The following is a 23,507-nucleotide window of genomic DNA, read 5'->3' as shown; positions in this document are numbered from 1 at the left end:
TTGTTATGTCGTCAACAACGAAAGATGCAACTCGCTTTGAGCCTAGGACTGGCACTTTGCGACATTGGTTTGAACAGGGGGGCCGAGAGCGGCTGGCTCCCTATCTATTTTTAGCCCCTTATCTGGTTTTATTTTTGGTATTTGGCTTATTCCCTTTACTGTTCTCTATGTTTCTCTCCTTTCACCAATGGAATCCGGTGGCAGGCTTGGATTCCATGAAATTTAATGGCTTAGAGAACTACGTTTTAGCCTTGGACGACCCATGGTTATGGCGTTCCTTAAAGAACACCTTTTGGTTGGCATTAACCTCCGGTTTTGCTCAGCATTTGGTGGCGATCCCGGTGGCTTGTATTTTGGTCTCTTTGGGCAGTCGGGCGCGTCATTTGCTCACATCGGCGTTCTTTTTACCTTTTATCACCTCCACGGTGGCGGTCTCGTTGATCTTTTTCAACATGTATTCGCCTAACTCGGGGATCATCAACAAGGCCTTATTAGCCTTAGCTCAGTCAGATATGTTTTCTTGGGCCTTTGGCTGGATAGAGCAGTACATGCCGATCCGTTGGTTGGAAGAAAAAGCCACCTTGAAACCGGCAATTGCTTTTGTGGTGTTTTGGAAGTACACCGGCTTCAATATTGTGCTCTACACCACGGGTTTGATGACCATTCCCAAAGACCTGTATGAGGCAGCTCGGATCGATGGCGCGAATGCGACCCAACAATTTTGGTATATCTCTTTGCCCATGTTGCGTCCTTTCATCTTCTTTGCCACTACCCTGACTATCATCGGGAATCTGCAGTTGTTTGAAGAACCCTTCATCCTTACCCGTGGTACCGGCGGCGTGGGGCAATCGGGTCAAACGATTGCTATGTATCTGTATCGAGTCGGTTGGGAATGGCTGGAAATGGGCACTGCATCGGCGATTTCATGGTTATTGTTCCTGCTAATTGGTGGTTTTACCCTAGTCCACTTTTTCTTCTTTGGTAAACAGGGTATGGGAGACAACTAACATGGATAAGCGTGATATTTTTTTCTATTGGTTGAAGAAATTTAGTCTGTATTTACTCGTCACCGTGCTGAGTATTTCAGCCTTTTTTACGGTGTTTCCGTTCATTTGGTCGGCACTATTATCAACCCATGATCGCAGCACTATTTTTAGCACCGAGCTGATCATGAGCATCGGCGATAGTCTCGGTTACAACTACCAGCGAATGATAGAGGTGATGCCTTTCTGGTCGGCGATGTTTAACAGCATCTATGTTTCGGTACTGGGAACGACGATCTCTTTACTATTTTGTAGCATGGGCGGTTACGCCTTTGGGGTATATCGCTTCAAGGGTAAAAATGTTCTGTTTGCAATGCTGATAGGCTCAATGATGGTGCCACCAGTGGTGGGGATTATTCCTTACTTCCTGACCATCAAGTTCCTTGGACTGCTGGACACCCACGTGGCAATTTGGCTGCCCTTCACAGCGACACCTTTTTGTATTTTCATGGTCCGCCAATATGTGGTGGCCTCGATCCCCAAAGAGCTATTGGAAGCGGCGAAGTTAGATGGTGCTGGTGAATTTCGGACCTATTGGTCGGTGGTGTTACCGCTGATGCGTCCGGCATTGGCAACGGTGGGTATTGTTCAATTTGTGATGTTCTGGAATATGTTCTTGCAGCCGTTGATTGCGCTCAACAGCAGTGAAAATTTCGTGTTGACCACCGCCTTGCGCAGTGTACAGGGCCTGCCGAATACCCCTTGGGGCGCGGTGATGTTAGGGACCACCTTGTCGATATTACCGATTGTATTGGTCTATCTATTTGCGTCTAAGCAGATGATTAGTGGTATGACAAGTGGCGCAGTAAAAGGATAATTAGATGAGTTTTAAGTTTGCTCCAGACAGTGTGCTGTATCGCCCTGAATTTGAATTTGGTGCCGCGACTGCTGCCTTTCAAATTGAAGGGGCGAGACATCGTGATGGTAAGAGTGACTCGATATGGGATACCTTTTGCGCAACCCCCGGTAAGGTCGCTAATGGTGATACAGGCGATATCGCTTGCCAACACTATGAGCGTTGGCCTGAAGATTTCGAGTTAATTTCGCAACTCAATTTAGATTGTTACCGTTTGTCGATTTCTTGGCCGCGGATTATCCCCCAGCCCGATGGCAAGGTGAATCCCGCTGGCTTAGCTTTCTATCGAGAGCAATTAGAGGCGCTGAAACGACTTGGGATTAAAGCCAACGTTACCCTTTATCACTGGGATCTTCCGCAGTATTTAGAAGACAGAGGTGGTTGGTTAAATCGGGAAACCGCTTACAAATTTGCCGAATATGCGGCAGTGGTAACCCAAGAGCTGGGGGAGTTGGTCGACAGTTTTACCACCTTTAACGAACCTCTATGTAGTGCATTTTTAGGCTATCGCATTGGTATCCATGCGCCGGGTGTAAAAGATGATCGTTGTGGTTTTCAGGCGGTGCATCATCTGCTGTTAGCTCATGGTTTAGCTTTGCCCAAAATGCGCGCTAATGCGCCTCACGCCAAACATGGCATTGTGCTTAATTTTTCACCGGCTTACCCACTTAAGCCGAGTGATGAAGCGGCGGTGGTCATCGCTGATGCAGAGGATACCCATTGGTTTATTCAACCGCTTCTGGAAGGGACTTACCCAGAATTAATGCGTCAGCTACGGCCACAGTGGTGGCCGTTAATTCTGCCTGGCGATTTGGCGCTGATCCATCAACCCTTGGATTTCATTGGCATTAATTACTATACCCGCAGAGTTGTTACGAGCGACCCTGAAACGCTTTATCGCTGGGTCAAATTAGATGATGTGGAACGCACCGCTATGGGTTGGGAAGTTTACCCCGAAGGTTTAAGCGATCTATTGCTTGCATTGCATCAACGCTATTCGCTGCCACCAGTGATCATTACCGAGAACGGCATGGCATCTGACGACCAGGTGATTGATGGCAAGGTCAACGATCAGCAGCGTTGCGACTATTTCCAAAGTCATCTACAAGCGGTTGATCATGCGGTTCGCCAAGGCGTTCCAGTATGTGCCTATTATGCCTGGAGTCTGATGGATAACTTTGAGTGGTCTTTTGGTTACGACAAACGTTTTGGATTGATCCATGTCGACTATCAGACTCAGCAACGCACGATTAAGCAGAGTGGATTGCAATTTGCGCAATTCCTCGCGCAGCGTAAAGGATTATGAGATGAGTACTTTAAATTTTAAGAATGTGAAAAAGAATTATGGTGACGTTGAGGTGGTAAAAGGCTTTGACCTGCATATTGCCGATGGCGAGTTTGTGGTTTTGCTCGGTGCTTCGGGTTGTGGTAAGTCGACAACCTTACGCATGGTTGCAGGTTTAGAAGATATTAGCTCCGGTGAGGTGGTCTTGGGTGGGCGAGTGATTAATAAGGTGAATCCTAAAGACCGTGACCTTGCCATGGTTTTTCAAAGTTATGCCTTATATCCACATATGACGGTCTATCAAAATATTGCTTTTGCCTTGAAATTATCAGGCATGAGTCAGCAAGACATTGACGAACGGGTGCAATGGGCGTCGAAGATGCTCAATCTTGAAACCTTACTCCAGCGCAAACCTAAGGCGCTCTCGGGTGGGCAGCGACAAAGGGTCGCAATGGGACGTGCCATGGTGAGGACTCCTAAGCTATTCTTGTTTGATGAACCCTTGTCGAACCTCGACGCTAAGTTACGCGGCAAAATGCGCTCCGAAATTAAAGCTTTGCACCGCGAGTTAGGTGTTACCACCTTATATGTCACACACGATCAAATTGAGGCAATGACCTTGGCCGATCGTATCGTGATTATGGATAAGGGGGTGATCTCGCAAATTGGTAGCCCAGAAGAGGTATTCTGTAAACCGAATAACCGATTTGTAGCCGGTTTTATTGGTAATCCAACGATGAACTTTTTTGCGGCGACCATAGAGCAGCATGAAGGGCAGCTGCAGATCCAATGCAGTGGTCACTACCTACCGTTACCGGAACGTTTCAAAGAGAAAGCAAGCGTTGGTCAGGCGGTGGAGCTGGGCTTACGACCAACCGATTTGCATGTTCGGGCTGAGCGAGTCGGGCATACTGACATCAGTAAGTTGCCAGTGACGCTGCTAGACAAAGAGCTATTAGGTGCCAGTATGCTACTCAACTGCGAGTTTGCGGGCTGTCCAATGCAGGCGGAAATTGCCAGCGAAAGCTTTGTTCTCGAGGGCGATAAACTGGATCTTGTGGTGGATATGACCTCGCTACACCTGTTTGATTTAAAACAGGGACACAGCTTGGCTGTATTTCCAAACACTGCCGGAGCGGGCCTTGCTTCAGTTGGTTAATGTTGTACCTGTCTGCTGAGTTGAGTTTAGCAGGCCGTGAGGAGTAATGAATTTACCAAGGGAAGCATTCGTGCTTCCCTTGATGTATCTACTTTGCCCTACCTTGGTGGGTTGTATCATCGGCTATTTACTTTAATATGCTTGTCTTGTGGATAACATGATGAAGGGACCCAATCATGAGCAATACCGAGTATTTGACTGAAACGGAATTAACCGCCGAAGATGTCTTATTGTTACCGTTGCAGGCTGAACATAAAGCAGGCTTATTGGCCGCTGAAGCGGATGGCCAGTTGAGCCAATTATGGTATACCTCGGTACCCAACGCTGAATCGATCGATGATTATCTTGAAACTGCCTTTGGCGAACAACAGGCAGGGCGAGCCTTGCCTTTTGTGGTGATTGATAAACACCGCAAGCAGGTGATTGGGACGACTCGATTTTGTAATGCGGATGCCAGCAACCGCCGCTTAGAAATTGGTTACACCTGGTATGCCAAAAGCTATCAACGTTCGGCAGTCAATACCCAATGTAAGTTGTTATTGCTAACTTATGCTTTTGAGCTCTTAGACTCGATTGCGGTCGAGTTTCGAACTCACTGGCATAATCATGCTTCACGTAATGCGATTGCTCGGCTTGGAGCAAAACAAGATGGCGTGTTGCGACAGCATAGTATCGATGCCCAAGGTCGTTATCGCGATACCGTGGTATTTTCGATTACTCAACAAGAATGGCCAACGGTAAAGCAATCTTTGCAGTATAAACTGGGTGTTTATCAGGGGTAGTGGCCGTATTGGGTGAGGCGACGGTTTTTCTATAGCCACAGTGAAACGGCTTGATATGCGCGGCTAATCAGCGCTAGCTGTGGTATTATCTAAAAAGATTAGAGAATTAAACTAACAATCATTCAGTTTTTGTTGATAACTGCTGTGTTGTGAGGTTTTTTATTCAATCATCGGCATAGATACTCACTTCTATGATTAAAAAAAATGAAATTAGCGCTTTTCATGTGCGGGATAATGCCTATTATGGGTATTTTTAGTACATCCTCGGGAACAGTAATGACGCAATGGACACCCTCAAGCTGGAGAGATAAACCAGTAAAACAATTACCCACCTACCCTGATCAACACAAGCTACAACAGACCGAGCAATATTTGGCCGACCAGCCACCGTTGGTATTTGCAGGTGAAGCGCGAGCGCTACGTAAAGATTTAGCAAAAGTAGCTCAGGGTGAAGCGTTTTTGTTGCAAGGGGGCGATTGCGCCGAAAGTTTTGACGAATTTAGAACCAGTCATATTCGCGATACTTTTAAAGCCTTAATGCAAATGGCAGTAGTTTTGACCTTTGGTGGTCAAAAACCGGTGGTGAAAATTGGTCGTATTGCCGGGCAATTTGCCAAGCCGCGTAGTGACGATATGGAAACCATAGATGGGGTGAGCTGGCCTTCTTACCGAGGCGATATCATTAATGAAATCGGTTTTAGTGAACAGAGCCGGGTGCCGGATCCAGAGCGGATGTTACGCGCCTACAATCAATCAACGTCAACGCTCAACTTGCTACGAGCCTTCGCTCAAGGCGGTTTGGCTGACTTGAATAAAGTTCACAAGTGGAACTTGGATTTCATCAAAAAAAGTCCCTTAGGAGAGCGTTACGAAAGTATTGCGAGTAGCATCGAAGAGTCTTTAGCCTTTATGAATGCCTGTGGTATTAATCCGGCGACCGCTCCGCAGCTGCGTGAAACTACTTTGTATACTTCGCACGAAGCTTTACTTCTGCCCTATGAGCAAGCTTTAACCCGTTGTGATAGCTTAACTGGTAAGTGGTACGATTGTTCGGCGCATATGTTGTGGATCGGCGACCGTACTCGTCAAATCGATCATGCTCATATCGAATTCTTGCGCGGTGTGGAAAATGCAATTGGCCTAAAAGCAGGGCCAACCACCGATCCTGAAGAGTTATTACGAATTATCGACATTATTAACCCAGAGAACGAAGCAGGCCGTTTAAACCTGATTGTTCGGATGGGGGCCGACAAGGTAGCGGATCATCTTCCAGGACTAATTCAAGCGGTAGAACGCGAAGGTAAAAATGTGGTCTGGAGCTGTGACCCAATGCATGGCAATACCATTAAAGCTCCGAATGGTTACAAAACGCGTCGAGTCGATGATGTATTACGCGAAGTGCAACAGTTCTTCCAGATCCACAAATCCGAAGGGTCTTACGCGGGCGGCGTGCATTTTGAAATGACTGGTCGTAATGTCACCGAATGTGTTGGTGGTGCTTTCCAAATCACCGAACACGACTTGGCGCAGCGCTACCATACTTATTGTGATCCCCGCTTAAATGCCGATCAGGCTTTGGAGCTGGCGTTTTTAATTGCGGATCATATTAAAGCGGCTCGCTAAACCAGCGATGCTAGACTAAGCCACCTATGGGTGGCTTTTTTGTCTGCTTTGAATGATTTTAGATGCGCCGTTTTAGCCTCGATGGTGATTGATTGCTCTGTCGCTTTTAGATTCGCTGCTTGACCATTGATGATTAACGATGGCCCAGCGCTGGTGATCTTTCCAGCCGAATCCGCCAATGTTTAAGTAATGCTTCGAATACCCTTCGTTCTCAAATCCCGCTTTTGATACCAGTTTAATTGAGCTTGTATTTTCGGGCTGAATATTGGCTTCCAAGCGATGTAGCTTCAGTTGGAAAAAAGCTTCTTCTAGTAATAGTCTTATACCAATCGTCATATACCCTTTTCCTTGATAGGGCATGAATACTTCGTAGCCTAAATATGCAGATTGAAAATAGCCTCTTACCACGCCAGAAATATTGAAGGTTCCTACAATATCACCTCTCTCTGTGAGACAGAGAAAATAGCGATATTCATCTGCCAGATAACCTGCATAGTTGCTTGGTGGATAGCTCCATGGCTGATGAAGCGAAGTGCTTGCTTGATAGAGCGCTTTGATCGATTCAGCATCCTCTGGCTTTGGTTTTCTTAAAAATAACACCGTCTAACTCCTAATTTTTAAGGCTCGCAAAAGAGCGCTGGGTTGGTCGTGGGGCACGACGATAGTAGCAAGGTTATTTAACTGCTGAAGATGGACTGGTTGGGCGAATCAGTCGGCTCTACAAATTGCAGTTAAGCTTCAAAAATTTCATCGATGCCGTTTTTTTGCACCAAACGATGACCTGTTTTTGTGTGTCCCGTTTTAATTGTTATGGCTTTCTGTAAAGGCGAATTATTTGAGATGAATCGCTGATTCAAACAGAGGTTAAAAGTAGAAAAATACTGATCTTGCGCGTCATGTTTTAAGTTGCACATGTTTCCTAAATGGACGAAGTTTGTCAACTTGACATATCTGGTGGAAACCAGCCATATGGGGTTGCGCGAGTGGTTTTCTATGGGCACTGAATACCAGTGGAGCGGCTGACGCAAGCGCCGATCCACGGTTCTGTTTCGTTAGTTTTCCTGAAACCTCGCTGCATATGGATTTAGTTGGTCATCAGTGGTTTCGCAGATGGGATGATATAAGCTTGGGCGACGTCCGCGGATCCATCGTCGACCGGTGCACATTTCCAATTCATCGCCTTTTAGATCGGCTACAACCATGTCATTGTCGATCTTGTCAGATTCAACAATCACTTCTCCATATGGGTTCAGTACCATGGCATTGCCGGTCCGTACTTCATCTAAATCTAAACCAACGCCATTACTAAATATCAGGAACATTCCATTGTCGTGCGCCCGAGCAGGTAACCAACGCATCAGCCATTGACGTCCTTTTTGGCCTTGCATTTCAGCCCGTAGCGCATGTGGATTTTGTTTACGTTGATGCCAAAGTTGTGGGTCGATGAGCCCCATGGCTTGAGGGCTGCGCGAGTTACAGCCGCCAGTTTGGTGGGGCGCAATGAGAATGTCAGCGCCCATCAGGGCCGTGATTCGAGCATTCTCAACCAAGTTATTGTCCCAGCAGATCAAGATACCGACACGGCAACCGTGCGGAGTGTCGAAAACAGTATAACGATCGCCACTCGACATGTATTGGCTAATAAAGGTATGTAGTTTTCGATGTTTCTCTAGGCGACCATCGGGCATTGCCATCACATAGGTATTAAATAGTTGGTTATTGTCGGCTAACTCAATTAAGCCTGCGCCAATAGTCATCTGATATCGCTTGGCTAAATCTAATAAATGTTGGCAGCTTGGTCCTTGCGGAACGGGTTCTGCTAGCCCTCTGATCGCGTCTTCACTCAACTGAGAAACATGCCAGTAGCCAGTAATGCACATTTCTGGAAAGACGATGATTTTTACAGCTTGTGCTGCTGCCGAGATGACATAGTTTTGTATCACCGATAGATTGAAGGATTTATCATCGGCTTTATGATTAAACTGGACGGAAGCGACGCGTAGATCTTTCATGTTGACCTCTTTCTAAAACAAACGGGATGAGTAAGTGTAGAAATTTCATTTCATTCCGTATAATGAATAATTCTCAACTATTGATGAGTAAATGGAATGGATATCGATCTTATTCAGGCTTTCTGTCAGCTTGCAAAAGATAGAAATTACACGCTCGCTGCGGCTCGCCTTTTTATCAGTCAATCAGCATTGACTAAAAAAATTAAACGCTTAGAAGAGAGCATTGGGGTGGCATTGTTTACTCGCGGAAGGAATGGTGCCGAGTTGACTCAAGCGGGCGCAAGCCTTTTGCCGGAAGCTGTAAGCCTCACCGCTCGATTTGTAAGTTTCGAGCGTTTGGCCAGTTGTGTTGCTGCAGGTGAGTATGGCCATTTAAAGGTTGGTTTTGGTATTTCAACTTATCTTCAGGCTCCTTTACTGATCGCTAAATTTAAGCAGCAATTTCCCCATGTTCATATCACGCTAAATGACCTCCCTTCATCGGACCAAGTGGAGGCTTTGCTCGATGGTGACTTGCACTTGAGCTTTAACCGTTTGCCGGATATTAAGCCGCCTTTAAAAGGCATGCAGCTGTTTTCCGATGGTTTGGCTATTGCGGTGAACAGCAGTCAAAGGGTCGACGAATCTAATATTTTGGCGTCATTGGCTAAGCTAAATTATCTACAACTGCGCCCTTCTCGTGGACAGGGTTTAGCGACTCAAATTGAGCGCTATTTTAGTGCAAACCAACTTAGCGTAAGAGCGACGCAAGAGGCGAATGATATCCTGACCTTGCTGACTTTAGTTTCTGCGGATCTCGGCTATACCATTGTTCCTCAAAGTACCAGTACCATCTGCCAAGATAATATCCGTTTAATCCCGATTCATGGTCCTGATGCTGTTTGGGATGTCGGTTTAATTTGGAACGATAGCCAACAGGACGGGGTGCGTGATCAGTTTATCAATGCAGTCTCTATCAATGAAATGATCCCGCTGGGCGGTCATTAGATGTTTCTGGATGAAAGCTTGGGTCGGGGTTTATTGGGCTCTGTGGTGATTTTGATCGCGACCGTGCTTGTGAGCAATTTATCTGCAAGACCGATCTTTTAGTTAATCTGTCGCTAAACTTAAGCATCGTTCAATGATTAAGGATAGTGAAGATGGCCTGGGCTTTGACGCGAACCCAATGGGTGGTATTAATCGGTTTGCTGTTTAATATTGTGGCCGCCTTAATGACCAATTTTTATATTGACCGGGTCAGTCAAGATGCCCATGGAATGGTGCAACGCCAGCAGCAGCATGACAAATTAATCGGACAAACCTGGCAACAAGTTGACGGATTAGAGCGCAAACGAGAACTGATCTATAGCCTGCTGGCGAGTGAAGCTCAGACTCAGCGCTCGATCCCCGTTCATGTACAGCAGCTGGTCGCTAAAGATTTGCAGTATTGGTTGGAGCAAGGGGAAATTCCGGCCATAAGTTTGGATAATCTGGCGAGTCTGGACTTTTTTATTGATAAAATTCAAAATAGTTTGCGCCAGCGCATTGATCATTGGTATTTGCAGAATATCGATTTAAGCAGTCGTTATACTGAGCAAATGGCGACCATTTCAGCTTTGAGAAATTTAGCATTATTTCTACAAATTATTGGCTTGGCGCTGATTTTAGCACGCGACTTAAGTCGTCATTGATAAGCAAATAAGGGCAGTATTGTGGCCAACACCGAACATCAGGAAAACTTAGATAGTATCGATAAATTGAGTGTCTTGTCTTATCGCTTAGGCTGGCTAGTGCTGGCTTTTGCCTTTGCCTGGGCCGCTTACAGCGGTATTTATCAGCATGCCATTAGGCAGCCCTTATGGCTATTAGCCGCGGCTTGTAGTTTGTTGGCACACAATTTACATATTTACAGCAAATCGATCCGTTACTTAGTGCAAGCCTGTGGATGGGCGGCACTTTGGTTAAGTTTACTTTTCTATCTATGGCATTGGCCGCTACTGGCAAGCCTCGCGATGGGGGCTTTTTATGTGGTGGTATCGGCCTTGGTCTATAAAGAGAGCTTTTGCTTCGATTTAGGTCTACTGCGTTGGTTGCCCACGGTATTACTGGCGGATTGGTTAATTTATTTAAGTCCCTGGAGTCAATTGCGGCTGCCTTTGCTATGTTTCATCAGCATTGGCTGCGTGATTATTGCCTATCAGAAACTCAAGCAGCCGCTGCACTTTGATATTGGCAAGCGCAGCAATTACCAATTGTAGCCGCTGTGAACAAGCGCAGCGCTGGTATTGCCAAGCACAAGCGGTTTACTGCGCTTAGGCGAGTAGATTGAGCGGTAGTTGCTCGTACAGTAGCTTGGCGCTCATCAGTAGCGTAACCGAGATAAATACCGGTCTTATCAGTCGATTTCCTTGCGACATCACTAGTCGACTGCCCAGTAGTGAGCCTAAGACTTGTCCTACCCCCATGGTGAGTCCGATAGCATAATCAATACTTCCCAGATGAATGAAAAACACTAGCGAGATGATATTCCCCATTAAATTGAGGGGCTTGGTCATCATGGTGGCTTGTTTGAGGGTATGACCTAATAACATGACAAAGGCTATCATCCAGATTGAGCCAGTACCGGGTCCAAAGAATCCATTGTAGAAGCCAATGATCGGCCCGCATATCAGCATAAATTGGGTGATGGAGAGCTTGGCTGGTGAGGCCGCACTGGTTTTTAATTGTTTGGACAGGATCGAATAAACGGTGATCGCCAACATTAAAACAGGTAACAGCACTTCCAATAGCTCTTTATTAAACAGACTGACGCAGTAGGATCCCGCTAAGGCTCCCGCGGCAGTAGTGGCGATCCCCAGACCTAGCCCCTTCAGGTTCAATTGCTTGTGCAATAAAAAACTGAGGGCGGTGGTGAGCTCTCCGATCACCGCCTGAAAGCGGTTGGTTCCTAGCACTGTCATCGCAGGAAGTCCGGCGAGCATCAAGCCTGGCACGGCAATCAGTCCGCCTCCGCCGGCAATTGCATCCACCACGCCCGCGACAATCGCGACCACAAACAAGATCAGATAAATATTGCTGTTCAGCTCGGCAAGTAGACTGGTTTGCATCGATTTTTCCATGGTAATTGAATAACTGGCAATAGTTGTAACATGGCTAAGCATGTAGTTAAATTAACAGATCTTTATTCCATCATTAAGATGAAACTTAATGCTTAATTCTCAGGATCTGCAATTTTTTGTCGTTATCGCGGCCAGTCGGTCTTTGGCTGCGGCCGCGCGAACAATGAATGTGACTCCGCCGAGTGTGTCGCAACGCCTCAAAACGATTGAACAAAAGCTGGGGGTTAGCTTGGTGGAGCGAACCGCCCGAGCGATATCGCTGACCAGTGAAGGGCAGCTGTTGGCGGAAAGAGGCCGTTTGCTGTTAACTCATCTGGCAGCGATTAGTGAGGATATTTCAACCAACAAACTGACCGTTTCCGGCCATCTTCGGCTGGTGGCACCACTGGGACTAGGGACAAAGCATATCGGGCCAATTATTGGCGAATTTCAACAACTTTATCCCTTAACCGAGATTGAATTAATTCTGTCTGATGCCCCAAAATGGTCGGTGCATCAGAGTCCTGACTTGCTGTTGTATATTGGCGCGCTGCAGGATTCATCATTAAAGCGTGTGGTCTTGGCGCAAAATCAAAGATTATTGCTGGCATCTCCAAGCTACCTCGCCACGGCTCCGGCCCTCGTCAAGCCAGCCGATTTAGCCCAGCATCGCTGTATTGTGCTCAGAGAAAACGATGAGGATGCCAGCATGTGGCGTTTTACTGAAACCGCCACCAGGACGCCCCATTCGGTCAGAGTTGAACCTCATCTGGCGAGTAATGTGGGTCAGGTGACGAAAGACTGGTGTCTTGCTGGACGAGGGCTGATGTTGCGCTCAGGCTGGGATGTGAATAAAGAGTTGGCCCAAGGGCAACTGTTGCCGCTATTGCCCGATTACAGCTTAGCTGCGGCGGATATCGTTGCCCTGCTTTCCGCCGATAGCGATCATCGAGCTAAAAAAGTGACCATTTTTCTCGATTTTTTAAAAGAAAAGCTTAGGCAAAGGCTTGCTTAGCGCGGGCCTCTGTTTTCTGACTGGTGGCATCAGGCGGTGTTTATATTTGCTTATAGCCATGCCACTGTCATCATAAGCTCTGTTCCAGACTCGTGGTTAACTTCTGTGCCACGCTGGCTGCATGTTGCATGTCGTTATCTACGGTTTCCATTTCGGTGGAGGTCTGCAAAATATTCTCTGACATTTCTTCTGCCATATTGGCTTGGGTTTTAACTGCACTTTCAATGGCGAGTACCGTATCATCAACTTGTTTGATGACTTGATTAATCAGTGAAATATTGGCTTGAGCATCGCTTGATGCTTGTTGGATGTCGTGTATTTTAGTACCAATATCAATAGACGCATCCTGAGTTTGGCCAGCGAGGTGCTTCACTTCATTGGCTACGACCGCAAATCCTCGGCCAGCGTCTCCAGCCCGAGCGGCTTCAATCGCGGCATTTAAAGAGAGGAGATCGACCTGGCTGGAGATCTTACTAATTGTCTCTAATACCATGCCGATTTCTTGTGCCGCGGATTCTAGATTATCCATTTGTTTGGTCGAGTGTTTCACCTTTTCCACTGCTTGCAAAACAATGGTTCGGCTTTTACTGGCATTGTCGGAAATTTCTTTTACGGTGTTCGACATCGCAGTGGATTTTGTGGCGACTTGTTGCAAACTTCCCTTTATTTGGTTTGAAGAATTAGATACCAGCGTAATGCTGCTGGTCATTTCACTTAAGCCTGATAAGGAGGCATCGAGCAATTTTCTTGTTTTTAATCCCGTTTGAGAAAAAGCCTTGGCAATGAGTTCAAGTAGCTGGGCTGCAGAGATCAGTTTATCGGGTGAAATAATAGACACTTTACTTAAGGCTTCAAGATATTTATCTTCGTCAATATTCAGTTTTCTAGCATGCGCTCGAAATTTATCGAGATCGGGGGCTTCGGTGAGAACTTGCCCTCCGACGATACTGCCCACTTGTTTATCTTCAATGATAATTGGCACCGCAAAATCGACCAGCCCACTATGGCAACGGTATATCGCAGGTTTCGACAGGTTTGCCGCTAAGGTTCCACCCCCCGCATCACACTGGCAACATAATTTTAAACCTTCAGGATTACCGCGGTTTAATTCCATGCAAAATGACATAAAGTTACTTGGCTTTGTGATTGGAGCACCTTGATCATCAACGGTGATACTGGCGACACCAAAGGCATTGGAAAAGGCATCTTGAACTTGCTGCAATAATTCAACATCAATTAGGTCTTTCACTGAATACTTTGCGTTATTTTGAGTCGATGCGGTTTTCGGTTGAATATTCACGTGTTTTAATTGTTCATCGATGGTTTTTATTTCGATCGATAAAGAGGCATGTGGAGGGATTTTATTGGCATGCATCGATTCTTTAGCGGAGGCAATTTTATTCTTGTAAAAGTAGCGGACAACAGAGCTTGCAACAATAAAAAAAAGACCAAAAAATATCATTTGTGCATTCGACATTAGCTTACCCTAACTCTTCTTTAAAGTATTATCCGGACTCATATCATGCGCAGCAGAGCACGGATCGGTGATAGTAAATTTAGATACTGATGTCGTAGATTGTTGATCATGTTAATGAAAATCAAGTGCTTGCCGCACAATAAAAAACATAGGATTATTTTTTACAATTATTTTTGTCAAAAAAGACTAATTTTTACAATTAAGGCGAAAGCTATTTGATATTGGCGCAAGATAAAGGTGTTTTTATTGAACTAAAAGCGGTGTGAAATGGTTTCTAAAGCTTTAAAAGCTTGGTATTTCTAGCACGCTATCAAGCGAAATAGTCCTATTAACTAAAAGTATCAACTTCGTCTGATTTTTGGTTAAATTTGAAACTTATTGGCCATTAATATCCCTTCGGCTGGGCTATGCTTATTCAGGTTGTTAATCATTCATACAGGAGTAAGCGATGAAATATATCAGTTTAGCTTTATTGGGATGGGCGAGTTTGCTTTCGATGAGTAGTCAAGCCTTACAGCTGAGTAGCCCAGATATTGCGGAAGGGCAAAAAATGGATGCCAAATTTGAGTATCAGGGTTTTGGTTGTAATGGGGGAAATCAGTCGCCTCAGCTGAATTGGCGAGACGTTCCCGAAGGCACCAAAAGTTTTGCTCTGACCGTTTATGATCCTGACGCGCCAACGGGCAGTGGTTGGTGGCATTGGATCGCTATCGATATTCCAGCTAGCACTCGACAACTCGCTGCGGGGGTTGATATTAAAAAATTGGGTGGTCTTGAATTGAACAATGACTATGGCAGTGCCAGTTTTGGAGGTGCCTGTCCGCCCAAGGGGCACGGTATGCACCGCTATGTGTTTACCCTATGGGCCTTGCCGACCGAATCGCTTAAACTTGATGTGAATGCTAGTCAGGCTGTTGCTGGCTACAAGCTTAATGCTTCGGCCTTAGCAAAGGCCAAGTTAACTGCGACTTATGTGCGTGAATAACAGATGGTGAAAGCGAGTAAGGCCTTGGAGGTGGTGTATTATCAGGGCGTTTATCAGCAGCGTTTACGTAATGTCTCCTTATTAGTACCCAGTATTATCTGGGTACGTAAGGGCACTAAGCAGCTGAGTTATCGCCAAGGCGCGTTGGATTTGGATGCTAGTCATCTGTTCATTGTGGCGGCCCATGAGCGCTTTACCTTTGTCAATCTGCCCCTTGAGCAGTGCTTTCACTCGACGCAGTTTTGTTTTCATATTGCCCCCGAAGCGTCGATGTTAAAGCGTAGCTTGGCGGTATCCAAGCGTTTCATCCCTGTGGTCACCCTTAGTCCTGCGATGCAGCAAACATTATTGTCACTGAGTGCGATCGATCTCAGTTTAATCAGTGATGCGGTGCAGAGTCATTGGGTTGCTGGCGTATACCAGCAGTTAGCCGAGGAGGGGGCGCTGCATTTGCTATTTCCCACTGCTGTGCTCAGTTTTAGCCAGCAGCTATGTCGGTTCTTGCAACCAAATCTGGCAGCGCCAAGCCTGATCGACGATGCTTGTCTGCATTTTGCGATCAGTCGGGCGACTTTAATCCGCCGCTTAAAAGCGGAAAATACTCAGTTTGGAGTATTATTGCGCGAGCTACGAATGAATCATGCGCTTGGCTTAATGCAAGCTGGTCTTGCCAATCAATTAGAGCTAGCTATTGCTTGTGGTTATCTCTCGCAGAGTCGTTTTAGCCAGCGCTTTACCGAACATTTTGGTTTAAGCCCAAAGCAATATCGAGACACCTTAGCGCTTATTGAATAACCTGGCACTGCGCGCTTTAGATGATGGTGGGAGTGTGTCAACGTTTAGGGAACATTGGCTTCAAAAGAATCTTATTTGCCACGACTCTTGATGACTATATGTGGTTGGTATCGTTGCCTAAATCAGAATCAATCTTTTGCGCTTTCAGTTATTGGATGCTTACCGCGAAACCGATAGCTCGCATCGTGGACAAAGCAAAATGCAATATCGTGAGCCGCAAGTCATACCACCAGAGACTTACCTAGCGAGGCCACGCATTTGGTTTGGAAACTACAACGTGGTTCGCTTTTTTCTTAAATTTAGTTGTTGAGTATGCAGCATTGTCGAAATGTTTAGTTTACTCATGCGATAAGCGGGGGTTTTGATTCGCTCGCCTAAGACGAGCGAATTGACAGAGCATATTATCTAGCGTCAGGACGCAGCGCATATTTGCCGGGGCCGATTAGCAGTAGGGTTATTGCAGCAAATAAATATGTGGCAATACTTTCGACTGACCAAGCGCCTGTACGAGTGAGAGTGAAAAAGTCATCTATATGCATCAGGCCGATGATCACTAGACAGGTTCCTATCGTTATGCCTGCGCAGACGCGTGTATAAATCCCTAAAATAATAAGGATTGGCGCGACAACTTCACCTAAAAATACGGCGTAAGCAAAATAGCCTGGTAAGCCTAAGTTAACGAACAGTCCTTGAATAAATCCGGTGCCTGCAATTATTTTATGGATGCCGTGAAGCAAAAGCATGCCACTGAAACTGACACGCAACACCAATTTTCCTAAGTTTGGAAAATCGAACCAAGACTCAAGTTTATCTAAAAGGTACATCATTTACTCCTAATGTGTCTCTAACAAAAACATATCGTATTGTTATACCACGGTTTTTTATGTTTATTTAATATAAAAATACTAATGCCAATGATATTTGTTTGAATCTTGATCTAGATCTTTCTCAAATTAGATAGCGATCAAGGGGCCGTGAGCGTTAGTTTCGCACTGCTGAAGGGCTATGGTCTGATTTAAAATGGAGCTGGCGACTGTTTGGGGAGGGAGCAACAGTACCGCATATCACGCCTTGGTGATTGCGAAGGTCTGATCATCCCACATGTGGCTAGCTGTTCTTTGGGAGCTTGTATGTTTTGTTTATCGCAGAAATGCTGTCATGGGAAGTCGGCTGCTCTTTAGCGTCGTCAGCGCAATAAACGGCCTCGGTGGTTGTTTGTGAACCTGAGTCCTATAAAAAGTGTGCTAGCTTTAAATATGTGATCGTCGGTTCTGTTATGGCTATAGAACCAACAGGGTGGTTCTGGTTTTACCAACCCTTAAGATATGCAGTCGGTCGACGCTTTTACCTAGGGGAATGATGTCTATATAAAGCATGAATATAGCGAGGAATAGATATAAATGGATAAGCCGATTAGACCTTTTGCCCACGCAATTGATGGCAGGATTGTCGCCAATAAAAAGCTTGTTAATGTTGATGACCGTCATTTAACTCCTGGGAATAAGGAAGGCTCGCAACGCGCCTTTACCACGGTATTTGCACCAGCAAAACCGGGTTCAGCCTATAAAGACATTCATGAAGGTCTAGGGGGGAAAATTACTCCTGTTGAAGGGAGCACGAAGCAAACCTGGATCAATTTTGGGGATGCTCAAAGAGCGCAATACTATGTAGCCAGCTACTCTGAACAGCACATTAAATCGGATCTTAAGCAATCATTCAATATTGCACAGCAGGCGGCTGATGTTGGTAGAATTATGCAAGAACGAAAAAAAGCAAAAGGTAAAAGTTCCGGCTTTAGTTCGATGAAAACAGCACTGGAAGCTCATAAAGCACGTAAAAATCGTAATCAATTTCAATTACAGGCCCCTTCGTTATTTATCAACAGCCAAACTGCTACACGGGAAAAAATCGCTAGTCAAAGAATGAATGCATGGGGGGATGCTGGCCCGGTCATTCGTGGTTTTGACGTAGAGAATAAAACTACTCGTGAAATTTTAATGTCATCGGTGGTGGAGGAAGATAAAAAAGCGACACGTTCCGAAGTGATTAATGTCGACCAAAATAAAGCCGCTAATCAGGTTGGGGTTTCAGGCAAAGGCAAGCAGCATCTATTTAAGGGAATACTGCCGAGCTCACTCGGCAGCGTCGTGTTTAACCCACAGAATATGTCTGATCAGTTTAGTAAGACTTCGGGACAGGTCTCAAGCTTAAATCACTTTGAGAAAAAGTATGGCCTTTTTTCCACTGTGGGGGTCGTTGCCAGATTAAACCAACCCAGCCCAAATCGGCCGACAGTGGCAGCTGAATCGATAGTGGATAGGCGATCTAAGCGGCCAAGAAGAGAAAGAAAGTAGTTATATAAAGGTGGCACGTATCGTCGGCTAGCCGGCTCTTCTCTGGCTTCCGGTACCACAATATCTGGCACGCGATTCCTCGCAGAGCGTTTTACTTATAATCGTGAAGTCGAATCATCCATATCCAAGCGAAAATAGAATTTGGAACTTTAAATCCGTATTTGATCATGCTGGTTGCAGCCGGGTCGTTTTGAATTTATCTAATTTGGTGATAGCACATGCCAGTGCTGTGCAAACCGATAAGTTTTGAGGCCTTTTGGGTTTCTCTATTGTTGCCTGTCTTTATTTACCAAATATCACACCCTCTCGTGTCACTTATGTTCACAGGACACTCGAACTTCTGGCGTTTATTGACCACACTTATTACATGGTTTTATGCAGAGGGTTTCGCACCGCTGATGAAGAAAATTATCACGCTCTTGCTGATTGTCGCACTGCTCATCTTCACTGCTTGGTGGTTGCGCAGTAAACCACTGTCAGTGGTTTTGGTTCGGGTGGAAGTTGGCGATGTGATCGAAACGGTGGTTAATACGCGCGCCGGTACCATTAACTCTTGCCAGCGAGCGCGTTTAGCTTTGTCGGTGGGTGGCGTGATCGCTGAGTTGCATGTTCGAGAGGGGGATCGGGTCAAGCGAGGCGAGCCTTTGCTGGCACTCTGGGATCAAGATCTGCAGGCGCAGCAAGAGCAAGCTCAGGCTCGTGTTACCTTGGCCCAGCAACACGCCCAGTTAGCTTGCTTGCAGGCTCGCTTCGAGCAACGAGAGTCACGGCGTTTACAACCGCTACAAAAGCATGCGCTGACCTCGGAAACGAGTATTGATCGGGCCGATACCTTGGCTGCTACCAGTGCCTTAAACTGTGAGGCGAGTGAAACGGAGCTGCTGATAGCGCGCGCTCAGCTTAAGCTGGCCGAGGCTCAGTTGCAACAAACCCATTTATTTGCACCCTTCAGTGGCATTGTGGCGGAAGTGAATGGCGAGCTAGGCGAGTATCTTACGCCTTCTCCGCCGGGGGTCGCGACCTTGCCTGCTATCGATCTGATTGATGTTAGTTGCCTGTATGTCTCAGCTCCCATTGACGAGGTCGACGCAGCCAAATTACGGGTCGGACAAGCGGTGAATGTGCTGCTCGATGCCTTACCAAAGCAAGTTTTTCCTGCTCGCCTAAGTCGTATTGCTCCCTATGTTCTCGATTTGGAGAAACAGGCTCGCACCGTGGAGGTGGAAGTGGAGCTAGGGGCATTGCCGAGCGATATTCAGTTACTGATTGGTTATAGCGCTGACTTGGAGATCGAGATCCAGCGCCGCGAACAGGTACTGCGCATTCCGACGGAAGCCATCACTGCTGAAGGCGTGGTCTATCTGTTTGAAAATAATAGCCTGAAGCCGCTTAAACCTGAGCTTGGACTGAGCAACTGGAGTTGGCAGGAGATCTTTTCGGGGTTGCACGAGGGTCAGCAGATTGTTCGTCAAGCGGCTCGGGTTGAATATCAGCCGGGAATGCAGGTCAGCGGCGATGATTAAATTGACTCAGGTAGATCGCAGATTCAAATTGGGAGAGCAGTTGATCAATGGTCTTAAGCAAATCAACTTGACCATTCAAGCGCAGGAGTATGTGGCAGTGATGGGACCATCGGGTTCCGGAAAATCCACTTTGCTGAATGTGCTTGGTTTATTGGATCGTCCTGATAGTGGGCAATATCAACTGCAAGGGCAAGACACCGCCGCGATGAACGAGCGTCAACTGGCTTATCTTAGAAGTACCGCGATCGGGTTCATTTTCCAATCCTTTCATTTAGTTCCTCGTCTCACGGCGATGGAAAACATCGAACTACCCTTGATATTGGCGGGGATTACTCCCCATATTCGCCAACAAAAGGTGAGCCAGCTGCTCAGTCAGTTAGATTTAACTGCCCGTGCTGAGCATCGACCCGAGCAACTCTCTGGTGGTCAGCGGCAACGCGTGGCAATTGCGCGCGCCATGGTGATGAACCCGGCCCTATTATTGGCTGACGAACCGACTGGTAACCTCGACAGTCACGCCGGTGGTGAGGTGATTGAGCTGCTGGAACGCTTAAATCGAGAGACCGGGATCACTTTGGTCGTAGTGACTCACGATCTTAGCCTTGGTGAGCGAGCGAGGCGAATGCTGCAAATGGCCGATGGTGCGATTATTCAAGACTCGGGTGTGACTCCGCATGCGCTTGCTTGACGCCATCGGCTATGCGCTCGCTGCTTTGTTGCGGCAGCAGCTACGGGCGGTAATGTTATTGGCAGCGATAGCCATCAGTGTTGGCTCTGTGGTGATGATGACCGCCCTGGGGCAAGGGGCGCGTAATTTCGTAGAGCAGGAATTCTCATTTTTAGGCAAAGATGTGCTGATCATCTTACCTGGGCGTAAGGAGACAACGGGTGGTATGCCGCCTGTGACGGGCACTAGTCTGCGAGATCTGACGCTGGCTGATATGGCGCATATCCAGCGTCGCATCCCTCATCTGCGAGTTGCGCCTCTGGTGCTGGGCGCTAGTGAAGTAAAATTTGCTAGTCGCAATCGTCAATCGATGATTCTGGGGAGCACTACCGAGATCTTCGCCACTCACCGTTTGCGCTTGTTGCGTGGTAAAACGCTGCCCGATATTCCGCTTGAAAGTGCTCGTCCGGTGTGTGTACTCGGCGCGACTCTGGCGCAAGAATTGTTTGCTCAAGCGAATCCTTTGGGACAATGGATCCGCTTGGATAATCGCCGCTTTCGAGTCATTGGCACCTTTACTAGCGAGAGTAGCAATATGGGGCTTAAATTTGACGAGACGGTACTGATCCCAGTGGCTTCTGCTCAATCCTTATTTAATGCTCCCGGTCTGTATCGTCTGTTTGTTCAAACGCTCACACCGCAGGACTTAGCCGCGCTGGGATCTTTACTACTGCAAGTGATCGCCGAACGGCATCAAGGGGTGGCCGATGTGACTCTGCTGCGTCCCGATTCGTTACTCGCCACTTTCAACGAAATTTTGTTTACGCTCACGCTAGCCGTGACTGGGATTGGCGCTATTAGCTTAATTGTTGCCGGTATCATGATGATGAATATTATGCTGATTAGTACCCATCAGCGTTGTGCCGAAATTGGTCTGCTAAAAGCTTTAGGAGCCAGTAATGGCACGGTGCGTAGCCTGTTCCTCTGCGAAGCAATGCTTCTCTCATTGGGTGGGGGCATCGTCGGTCTGCTAGTGGGATATTCGGCGGTGGTCTTGTTGGCTTGGTATTACCCGGACTTTCCGGTACAGGTTCCGCTGTGGGCTTCCGCCAGCGCCTTGCTCAGCGCCGTGGTGATCGGCCTACTGTTTGCGTTGTTGCCGGCAAATCAAGCCGCCCGCCAGAAGCCAGTGGAAAGTTTGAAGGGGAGTCATCAATGAGAGTGGGGGATTGGTTTTTTTGGTTATTGCGCAGCCTCTTGTCAGGGCGTCTACGTAATCTGCTTAGTGCGCTTGGTATTGCTATTGGGATAGCTGCCGTTACCACTTTAACCGGGATTGGCGAAGGCTTGCGTCTCTACCTTTTAGACAGCTTCTCTCAGTTTGGTTCGCACCTGATCGCCGTTACGCCCGGAAAAGTGACCACTCAGGGGCTGTCTGGTGGGGTGATCAGTACCGTGCGTCCCTTAACCTTGGCCGATGCGCAAAGTTTGCGACGGCTGGCAGGCGTGGTAGCCGTGGTGCCTGTCACCTCGGGTACTGGGGAGCTAAAAGCGGGCAAGCTGAGCCGTAACAGCGACATCCTGGGGGTGGGTTATCAAGCCGCCGAAGCTTGGCATTTTAGTATCGAACAGGGGCGTTTCTTGCCGCCGGATGAGAGTCAGCGCCCGCGAAACTTGGCCGTATTGGGCAGTAAGCTAGCTGTGGAGTTGTTTCCTAACGCTGCGCCGTTGGGGCAGTTTCTGCGGGTGGGTGAGCGCCGTTTTCGCATTGTTGGTGTGATGCAGCCAAAGGGGCAATTTCTTGGCTTTGATTTGGATGATGTGGTGTATATTCCGGCCGCGCATGCGCTGGCTATCTTCAATCGCGAGAGCTTAATGGAGGTGGATGTGGTTTACCGCCCCGATATCCCTGCCACAGTCATGCAACAGCGGATTTTTGAGCGGTTGTTTCGGCGCCATGGTCGCGAAGATTTTACTCTGTATACTCAGCAAGACATGCTGGCGAGCCTGGATAAGATCCTCAGCATCATTAAGGCTGCCATCGGAGGTCTGGGGGCAATTTCTTTATTCATTGGTGCAGTGGGGATCTTCACCATCATGAGTATTGCTCAACAAGAACGGATCCCAGAGGTGGGTTTACTGCGTGCGCTTGGGGCTCGGCGTGCTACGATCTTACTGTTGTTCTTGGCCGAGGCGATCGCTTTGGCATTAAGCGGAGGGCTGGTTGGCCTGGCGCTGTTGCTTACCGTGCAACTAAGTGTTCATGCCTTGGCTCCAGAGCTTCCTTTGGTGGTTCATCCTCTTTATTTGCTGCTCGCATTGTTGCTATGTGTATGGGTTGGTCTGATAGCTGGAGTACTGCCCGCTTGGCGGGCCATGCAGCAAGATCCGGTGGAAGCGCTGCGTAACGAATAAGTATTGGTTGCTGCTTTGGCGCATTCAATAAAAAATTGGACGCACCGCTAGCGCTGGTGAGTTTGTGCTTTGCATATGATTGATTAATCGGTCACCCGTTCAGTTGATTTGTATGGCATTCGAGATTGCTGTGCATTGCTAAAAGCAGTATTTTAGCTTTCAGCTATTCGTTTTGGTTGCTCGCTTTATGATTAGCCATTAGGAGATTTGATGGATAGTAGCGCGATGATGATATGGGGGGTGCTGTTTGGCGCTATCGGTATCGGCTATTTTAGTTATGGCAGAAAGCAGCAGGCAATCGTGCCGCTATGTGTTGGTATTGCCTTGTGTATTGTGCCTTATTTTGTGTCCAGCCTGAGTATGTTATTGCTGGTTGGCTTATTACTGGCAGTGCTCCCTTATTTTATCCGCTGGTAGTGTTGGCCGCTTTTTTATCTTA

23 protein-coding genes are annotated in these 23,507 nt (G+C 47.1%); 18 read left to right on the top strand and 5 right to left on the bottom strand.

Translation table 11 applies throughout. The features are described from left to right. Positions 1-5: 5 nt before the first annotated feature. The 6 genes from ACRRS1_RS20685 (at position 6) to ACRRS1_RS20660 (ending at position 6,748) form a co-directional block, all read left to right on the top strand. Entirely contained in the window at positions 6-1,007 is a 1,002-nt protein-coding gene (locus tag ACRRS1_RS20685; protein ID WP_432460341.1) for a carbohydrate ABC transporter permease, read from the top strand. Position 1,008: 1 nt separating this feature from the next. Further along, entirely contained in the window at positions 1,009-1,860 is an 852-nt protein-coding gene (locus tag ACRRS1_RS20680) for a carbohydrate ABC transporter permease (RefSeq protein ID WP_432455631.1), read from the top strand. Positions 1,861-1,864: 4 nt separating this feature from the next. Beyond that, on the top strand, positions 1,865-3,205 hold the full coding sequence (locus ACRRS1_RS20675; RefSeq protein WP_432455632.1) for a GH1 family beta-glucosidase: 1,341 nt from the start codon (positions 1,865-1,867) through the stop codon (positions 3,203-3,205). A gap of 1 nt (position 3,206) precedes the next feature. Then, positions 3,207-4,343, top strand: coding sequence for an ABC transporter ATP-binding protein (locus ACRRS1_RS20670; protein ID WP_432455633.1), 1,137 nt, complete (start codon positions 3,207-3,209; stop codon positions 4,341-4,343). 176 nt (positions 4,344-4,519) lie between these two features. Next, a complete protein-coding gene (locus ACRRS1_RS20665) occupies positions 4,520-5,125 on the top strand; it encodes a GNAT family N-acetyltransferase (protein WP_432455634.1) in 606 nt (201 codons plus the stop codon). A 276-nt stretch (positions 5,126-5,401) separates the two neighbouring features. Next, entirely contained in the window at positions 5,402-6,748 is a 1,347-nt protein-coding gene (locus tag ACRRS1_RS20660) for a class II 3-deoxy-7-phosphoheptulonate synthase (RefSeq protein WP_432468827.1), read from the top strand. A 72-nt stretch (positions 6,749-6,820) separates the two neighbouring features. Here ACRRS1_RS20660 and ACRRS1_RS20655 read toward each other — a convergent pair whose 3' ends face one another. Then, positions 6,821-7,348, bottom strand: a complete 528-nt coding sequence (locus ACRRS1_RS20655) for a GNAT family N-acetyltransferase (protein ID WP_432468828.1) — start codon at positions 7,346-7,348, stop codon at positions 6,821-6,823. A gap of 452 nt (positions 7,349-7,800) precedes the next feature. Further along, the gene (locus ACRRS1_RS20650; RefSeq protein WP_432468829.1) at positions 7,801-8,760 is read right to left on the bottom strand and encodes a nitrilase family protein; all 960 of its coding nucleotides are present in this window, start codon (positions 8,758-8,760) and stop codon (positions 7,801-7,803) included. A 96-nt stretch (positions 8,761-8,856) separates the two neighbouring features. Between ACRRS1_RS20650 and ACRRS1_RS20645 the strand changes: the two genes are divergently transcribed. From ACRRS1_RS20645 to ACRRS1_RS20635, 3 genes are all read left to right on the top strand, one after another. After that, positions 8,857-9,747 (top strand): LysR family transcriptional regulator, encoded by an 891-nt coding sequence (locus ACRRS1_RS20645; RefSeq protein ID WP_432455638.1) that lies wholly within the window; start codon positions 8,857-8,859, stop codon positions 9,745-9,747. A 152-nt stretch (positions 9,748-9,899) separates the two neighbouring features. Then, a complete protein-coding gene (locus tag ACRRS1_RS20640) occupies positions 9,900-10,430 on the top strand; it encodes a hypothetical protein (protein ID WP_432468830.1) in 531 nt (176 codons plus the stop codon). 21 nt (positions 10,431-10,451) lie between these two features. Continuing rightward, positions 10,452-10,997, top strand: a complete 546-nt coding sequence (locus ACRRS1_RS20635) for a DUF2301 domain-containing membrane protein (RefSeq protein ID WP_432455640.1) — start codon at positions 10,452-10,454, stop codon at positions 10,995-10,997. A gap of 54 nt (positions 10,998-11,051) precedes the next feature. On the opposite strand, the gene ACRRS1_RS20630 is transcribed toward ACRRS1_RS20635, so the two are convergent. Next, the gene (locus tag ACRRS1_RS20630) at positions 11,052-11,846 is read right to left on the bottom strand and encodes a TSUP family transporter (protein WP_432455641.1); all 795 of its coding nucleotides are present in this window, start codon (positions 11,844-11,846) and stop codon (positions 11,052-11,054) included. A gap of 100 nt (positions 11,847-11,946) precedes the next feature. Between ACRRS1_RS20630 and ACRRS1_RS20625 the strand changes: the two genes are divergently transcribed. Further along, positions 11,947-12,852 carry a LysR family transcriptional regulator gene (locus ACRRS1_RS20625; protein ID WP_432468831.1) on the top strand — a complete coding sequence of 302 codons (906 nt, stop codon included), beginning with the start codon at positions 11,947-11,949 and terminating at the stop codon, positions 12,850-12,852. A gap of 70 nt (positions 12,853-12,922) precedes the next feature. Here ACRRS1_RS20625 and ACRRS1_RS20620 read toward each other — a convergent pair whose 3' ends face one another. Beyond that, positions 12,923-14,329 (bottom strand): PocR ligand-binding domain-containing protein, encoded by a 1,407-nt coding sequence (locus ACRRS1_RS20620; protein WP_432468832.1) that lies wholly within the window; start codon positions 14,327-14,329, stop codon positions 12,923-12,925. A 448-nt stretch (positions 14,330-14,777) separates the two neighbouring features. Here ACRRS1_RS20620 and ACRRS1_RS20615 point away from each other — a divergent pair, with 448 nt between their 5' ends. Continuing rightward, positions 14,778-15,314 (top strand): YbhB/YbcL family Raf kinase inhibitor-like protein, encoded by a 537-nt coding sequence (locus tag ACRRS1_RS20615; protein WP_432463951.1) that lies wholly within the window; start codon positions 14,778-14,780, stop codon positions 15,312-15,314. Positions 15,315-15,317: 3 nt separating this feature from the next. Continuing rightward, a complete protein-coding gene (locus tag ACRRS1_RS20610) occupies positions 15,318-16,109 on the top strand; it encodes a helix-turn-helix transcriptional regulator (protein ID WP_432455645.1) in 792 nt (263 codons plus the stop codon). Between the two features lie 401 nt (positions 16,110-16,510). On the opposite strand, the gene ACRRS1_RS20605 is transcribed toward ACRRS1_RS20610, so the two are convergent. Continuing rightward, complete coding sequence (locus ACRRS1_RS20605) at positions 16,511-16,936, bottom strand: DoxX family protein (RefSeq protein WP_432455646.1); 426 nt, start codon at positions 16,934-16,936, stop codon at positions 16,511-16,513. 573 nt (positions 16,937-17,509) lie between these two features. On the opposite strand from ACRRS1_RS20605, the gene ACRRS1_RS20600 reads away from it, so the two are divergent. The 6 genes from ACRRS1_RS20600 (at position 17,510) to ACRRS1_RS20575 (ending at position 23,485) form a co-directional block, all read left to right on the top strand. Further along, positions 17,510-18,463, top strand: a complete 954-nt coding sequence (locus ACRRS1_RS20600; RefSeq protein WP_432468833.1) for a hypothetical protein — start codon at positions 17,510-17,512, stop codon at positions 18,461-18,463. Between the two features lie 398 nt (positions 18,464-18,861). Beyond that, a complete protein-coding gene (locus ACRRS1_RS20595; RefSeq protein ID WP_432455648.1) occupies positions 18,862-19,986 on the top strand; it encodes an efflux RND transporter periplasmic adaptor subunit in 1,125 nt (374 codons plus the stop codon). Continuing rightward, a complete protein-coding gene (locus ACRRS1_RS20590) occupies positions 19,979-20,674 on the top strand; it encodes an ABC transporter ATP-binding protein (protein WP_432455649.1) in 696 nt (231 codons plus the stop codon). Before ACRRS1_RS20595 ends, ACRRS1_RS20590 begins: the two co-directional genes overlap by 8 nt. Beyond that, a complete protein-coding gene (locus ACRRS1_RS20585) occupies positions 20,661-21,872 on the top strand; it encodes an ABC transporter permease (RefSeq protein ID WP_432468834.1) in 1,212 nt (403 codons plus the stop codon). Before ACRRS1_RS20590 ends, ACRRS1_RS20585 begins: the two co-directional genes overlap by 14 nt. Then, positions 21,869-23,068 carry an ABC transporter permease gene (locus ACRRS1_RS20580; RefSeq protein ID WP_432455651.1) on the top strand — a complete coding sequence of 400 codons (1,200 nt, stop codon included), beginning with the start codon at positions 21,869-21,871 and terminating at the stop codon, positions 23,066-23,068. The genes ACRRS1_RS20585 and ACRRS1_RS20580 overlap by 4 nt, the downstream gene beginning before the upstream one ends. 210 nt (positions 23,069-23,278) lie before the next feature. Next, positions 23,279-23,485: a hypothetical protein gene (locus tag ACRRS1_RS20575; protein WP_432455652.1), complete on the top strand. Its 207-nt coding sequence runs from the start codon at positions 23,279-23,281 to the stop codon at positions 23,483-23,485. The last annotated feature ends 22 nt before the right edge of the window (positions 23,486-23,507 follow it).

Source organism: Agarivorans sp. Z349TD_8 (assembly GCF_050870825.2).
Taxonomy (GTDB): domain Bacteria; phylum Pseudomonadota; class Gammaproteobacteria; order Enterobacterales; family Celerinatantimonadaceae; genus Agarivorans.
Note: the sequence above shows the minus strand (reverse complement) of the source record. Positions and strands in the feature narration are given on the sequence as shown.

Bases quoted from the DNA above. Each gene is read 5' to 3' on its own strand.
- ACRRS1_RS20685 (WP_432460341.1), top strand. From the start codon at position 6: ATGTCGTCAACAACGAAAGATGCAACTCGCTTTGAGCCTAGGACTGGC.
- ACRRS1_RS20680 (WP_432455631.1), top strand. From the start codon at position 1,009: ATGGATAAGCGTGATATTTTTTTCTATTGGTTGAAGAAATTTAGTCTG.
- ACRRS1_RS20675 (WP_432455632.1), top strand. From the start codon at position 1,865: ATGAGTTTTAAGTTTGCTCCAGACAGTGTGCTGTATCGCCCTGAATTT.
- ACRRS1_RS20670 (WP_432455633.1), top strand. From the start codon at position 3,207: ATGAGTACTTTAAATTTTAAGAATGTGAAAAAGAATTATGGTGACGTT.
- ACRRS1_RS20665 (WP_432455634.1), top strand. From the start codon at position 4,520: ATGAGCAATACCGAGTATTTGACTGAAACGGAATTAACCGCCGAAGAT.
- ACRRS1_RS20660 (WP_432468827.1), top strand. From the start codon at position 5,402: ATGACGCAATGGACACCCTCAAGCTGGAGAGATAAACCAGTAAAACAA.
- ACRRS1_RS20650 (WP_432468829.1), bottom strand. From the start codon at position 8,760: ATGAAAGATCTACGCGTCGCTTCCGTCCAGTTTAATCATAAAGCCGAT.
- ACRRS1_RS20645 (WP_432455638.1), top strand. From the start codon at position 8,857: ATGGATATCGATCTTATTCAGGCTTTCTGTCAGCTTGCAAAAGATAGA.
- ACRRS1_RS20640 (WP_432468830.1), top strand. From the start codon at position 9,900: ATGGCCTGGGCTTTGACGCGAACCCAATGGGTGGTATTAATCGGTTTG.
- ACRRS1_RS20630 (WP_432455641.1), bottom strand. From the start codon at position 11,846: ATGCAAACCAGTCTACTTGCCGAGCTGAACAGCAATATTTATCTGATC.
- ACRRS1_RS20625 (WP_432468831.1), top strand. From the start codon at position 11,947: ATGCTTAATTCTCAGGATCTGCAATTTTTTGTCGTTATCGCGGCCAGT.
- ACRRS1_RS20620 (WP_432468832.1), bottom strand. From the start codon at position 14,329: ATGTCGAATGCACAAATGATATTTTTTGGTCTTTTTTTTATTGTTGCA.
- ACRRS1_RS20615 (WP_432463951.1), top strand. From the start codon at position 14,778: ATGAAATATATCAGTTTAGCTTTATTGGGATGGGCGAGTTTGCTTTCG.
- ACRRS1_RS20610 (WP_432455645.1), top strand. From the start codon at position 15,318: ATGGTGAAAGCGAGTAAGGCCTTGGAGGTGGTGTATTATCAGGGCGTT.
- ACRRS1_RS20605 (WP_432455646.1), bottom strand. From the start codon at position 16,936: ATGATGTACCTTTTAGATAAACTTGAGTCTTGGTTCGATTTTCCAAAC.
- ACRRS1_RS20600 (WP_432468833.1), top strand. From the start codon at position 17,510: ATGGATAAGCCGATTAGACCTTTTGCCCACGCAATTGATGGCAGGATT.
- ACRRS1_RS20595 (WP_432455648.1), top strand. From the start codon at position 18,862: ATGAAGAAAATTATCACGCTCTTGCTGATTGTCGCACTGCTCATCTTC.
- ACRRS1_RS20590 (WP_432455649.1), top strand. From the start codon at position 19,979: ATGATTAAATTGACTCAGGTAGATCGCAGATTCAAATTGGGAGAGCAG.
- ACRRS1_RS20585 (WP_432468834.1), top strand. From the start codon at position 20,661: ATGCGCTTGCTTGACGCCATCGGCTATGCGCTCGCTGCTTTGTTGCGG.
- ACRRS1_RS20580 (WP_432455651.1), top strand. From the start codon at position 21,869: ATGAGAGTGGGGGATTGGTTTTTTTGGTTATTGCGCAGCCTCTTGTCA.
- ACRRS1_RS20575 (WP_432455652.1), top strand. From the start codon at position 23,279: ATGGATAGTAGCGCGATGATGATATGGGGGGTGCTGTTTGGCGCTATC.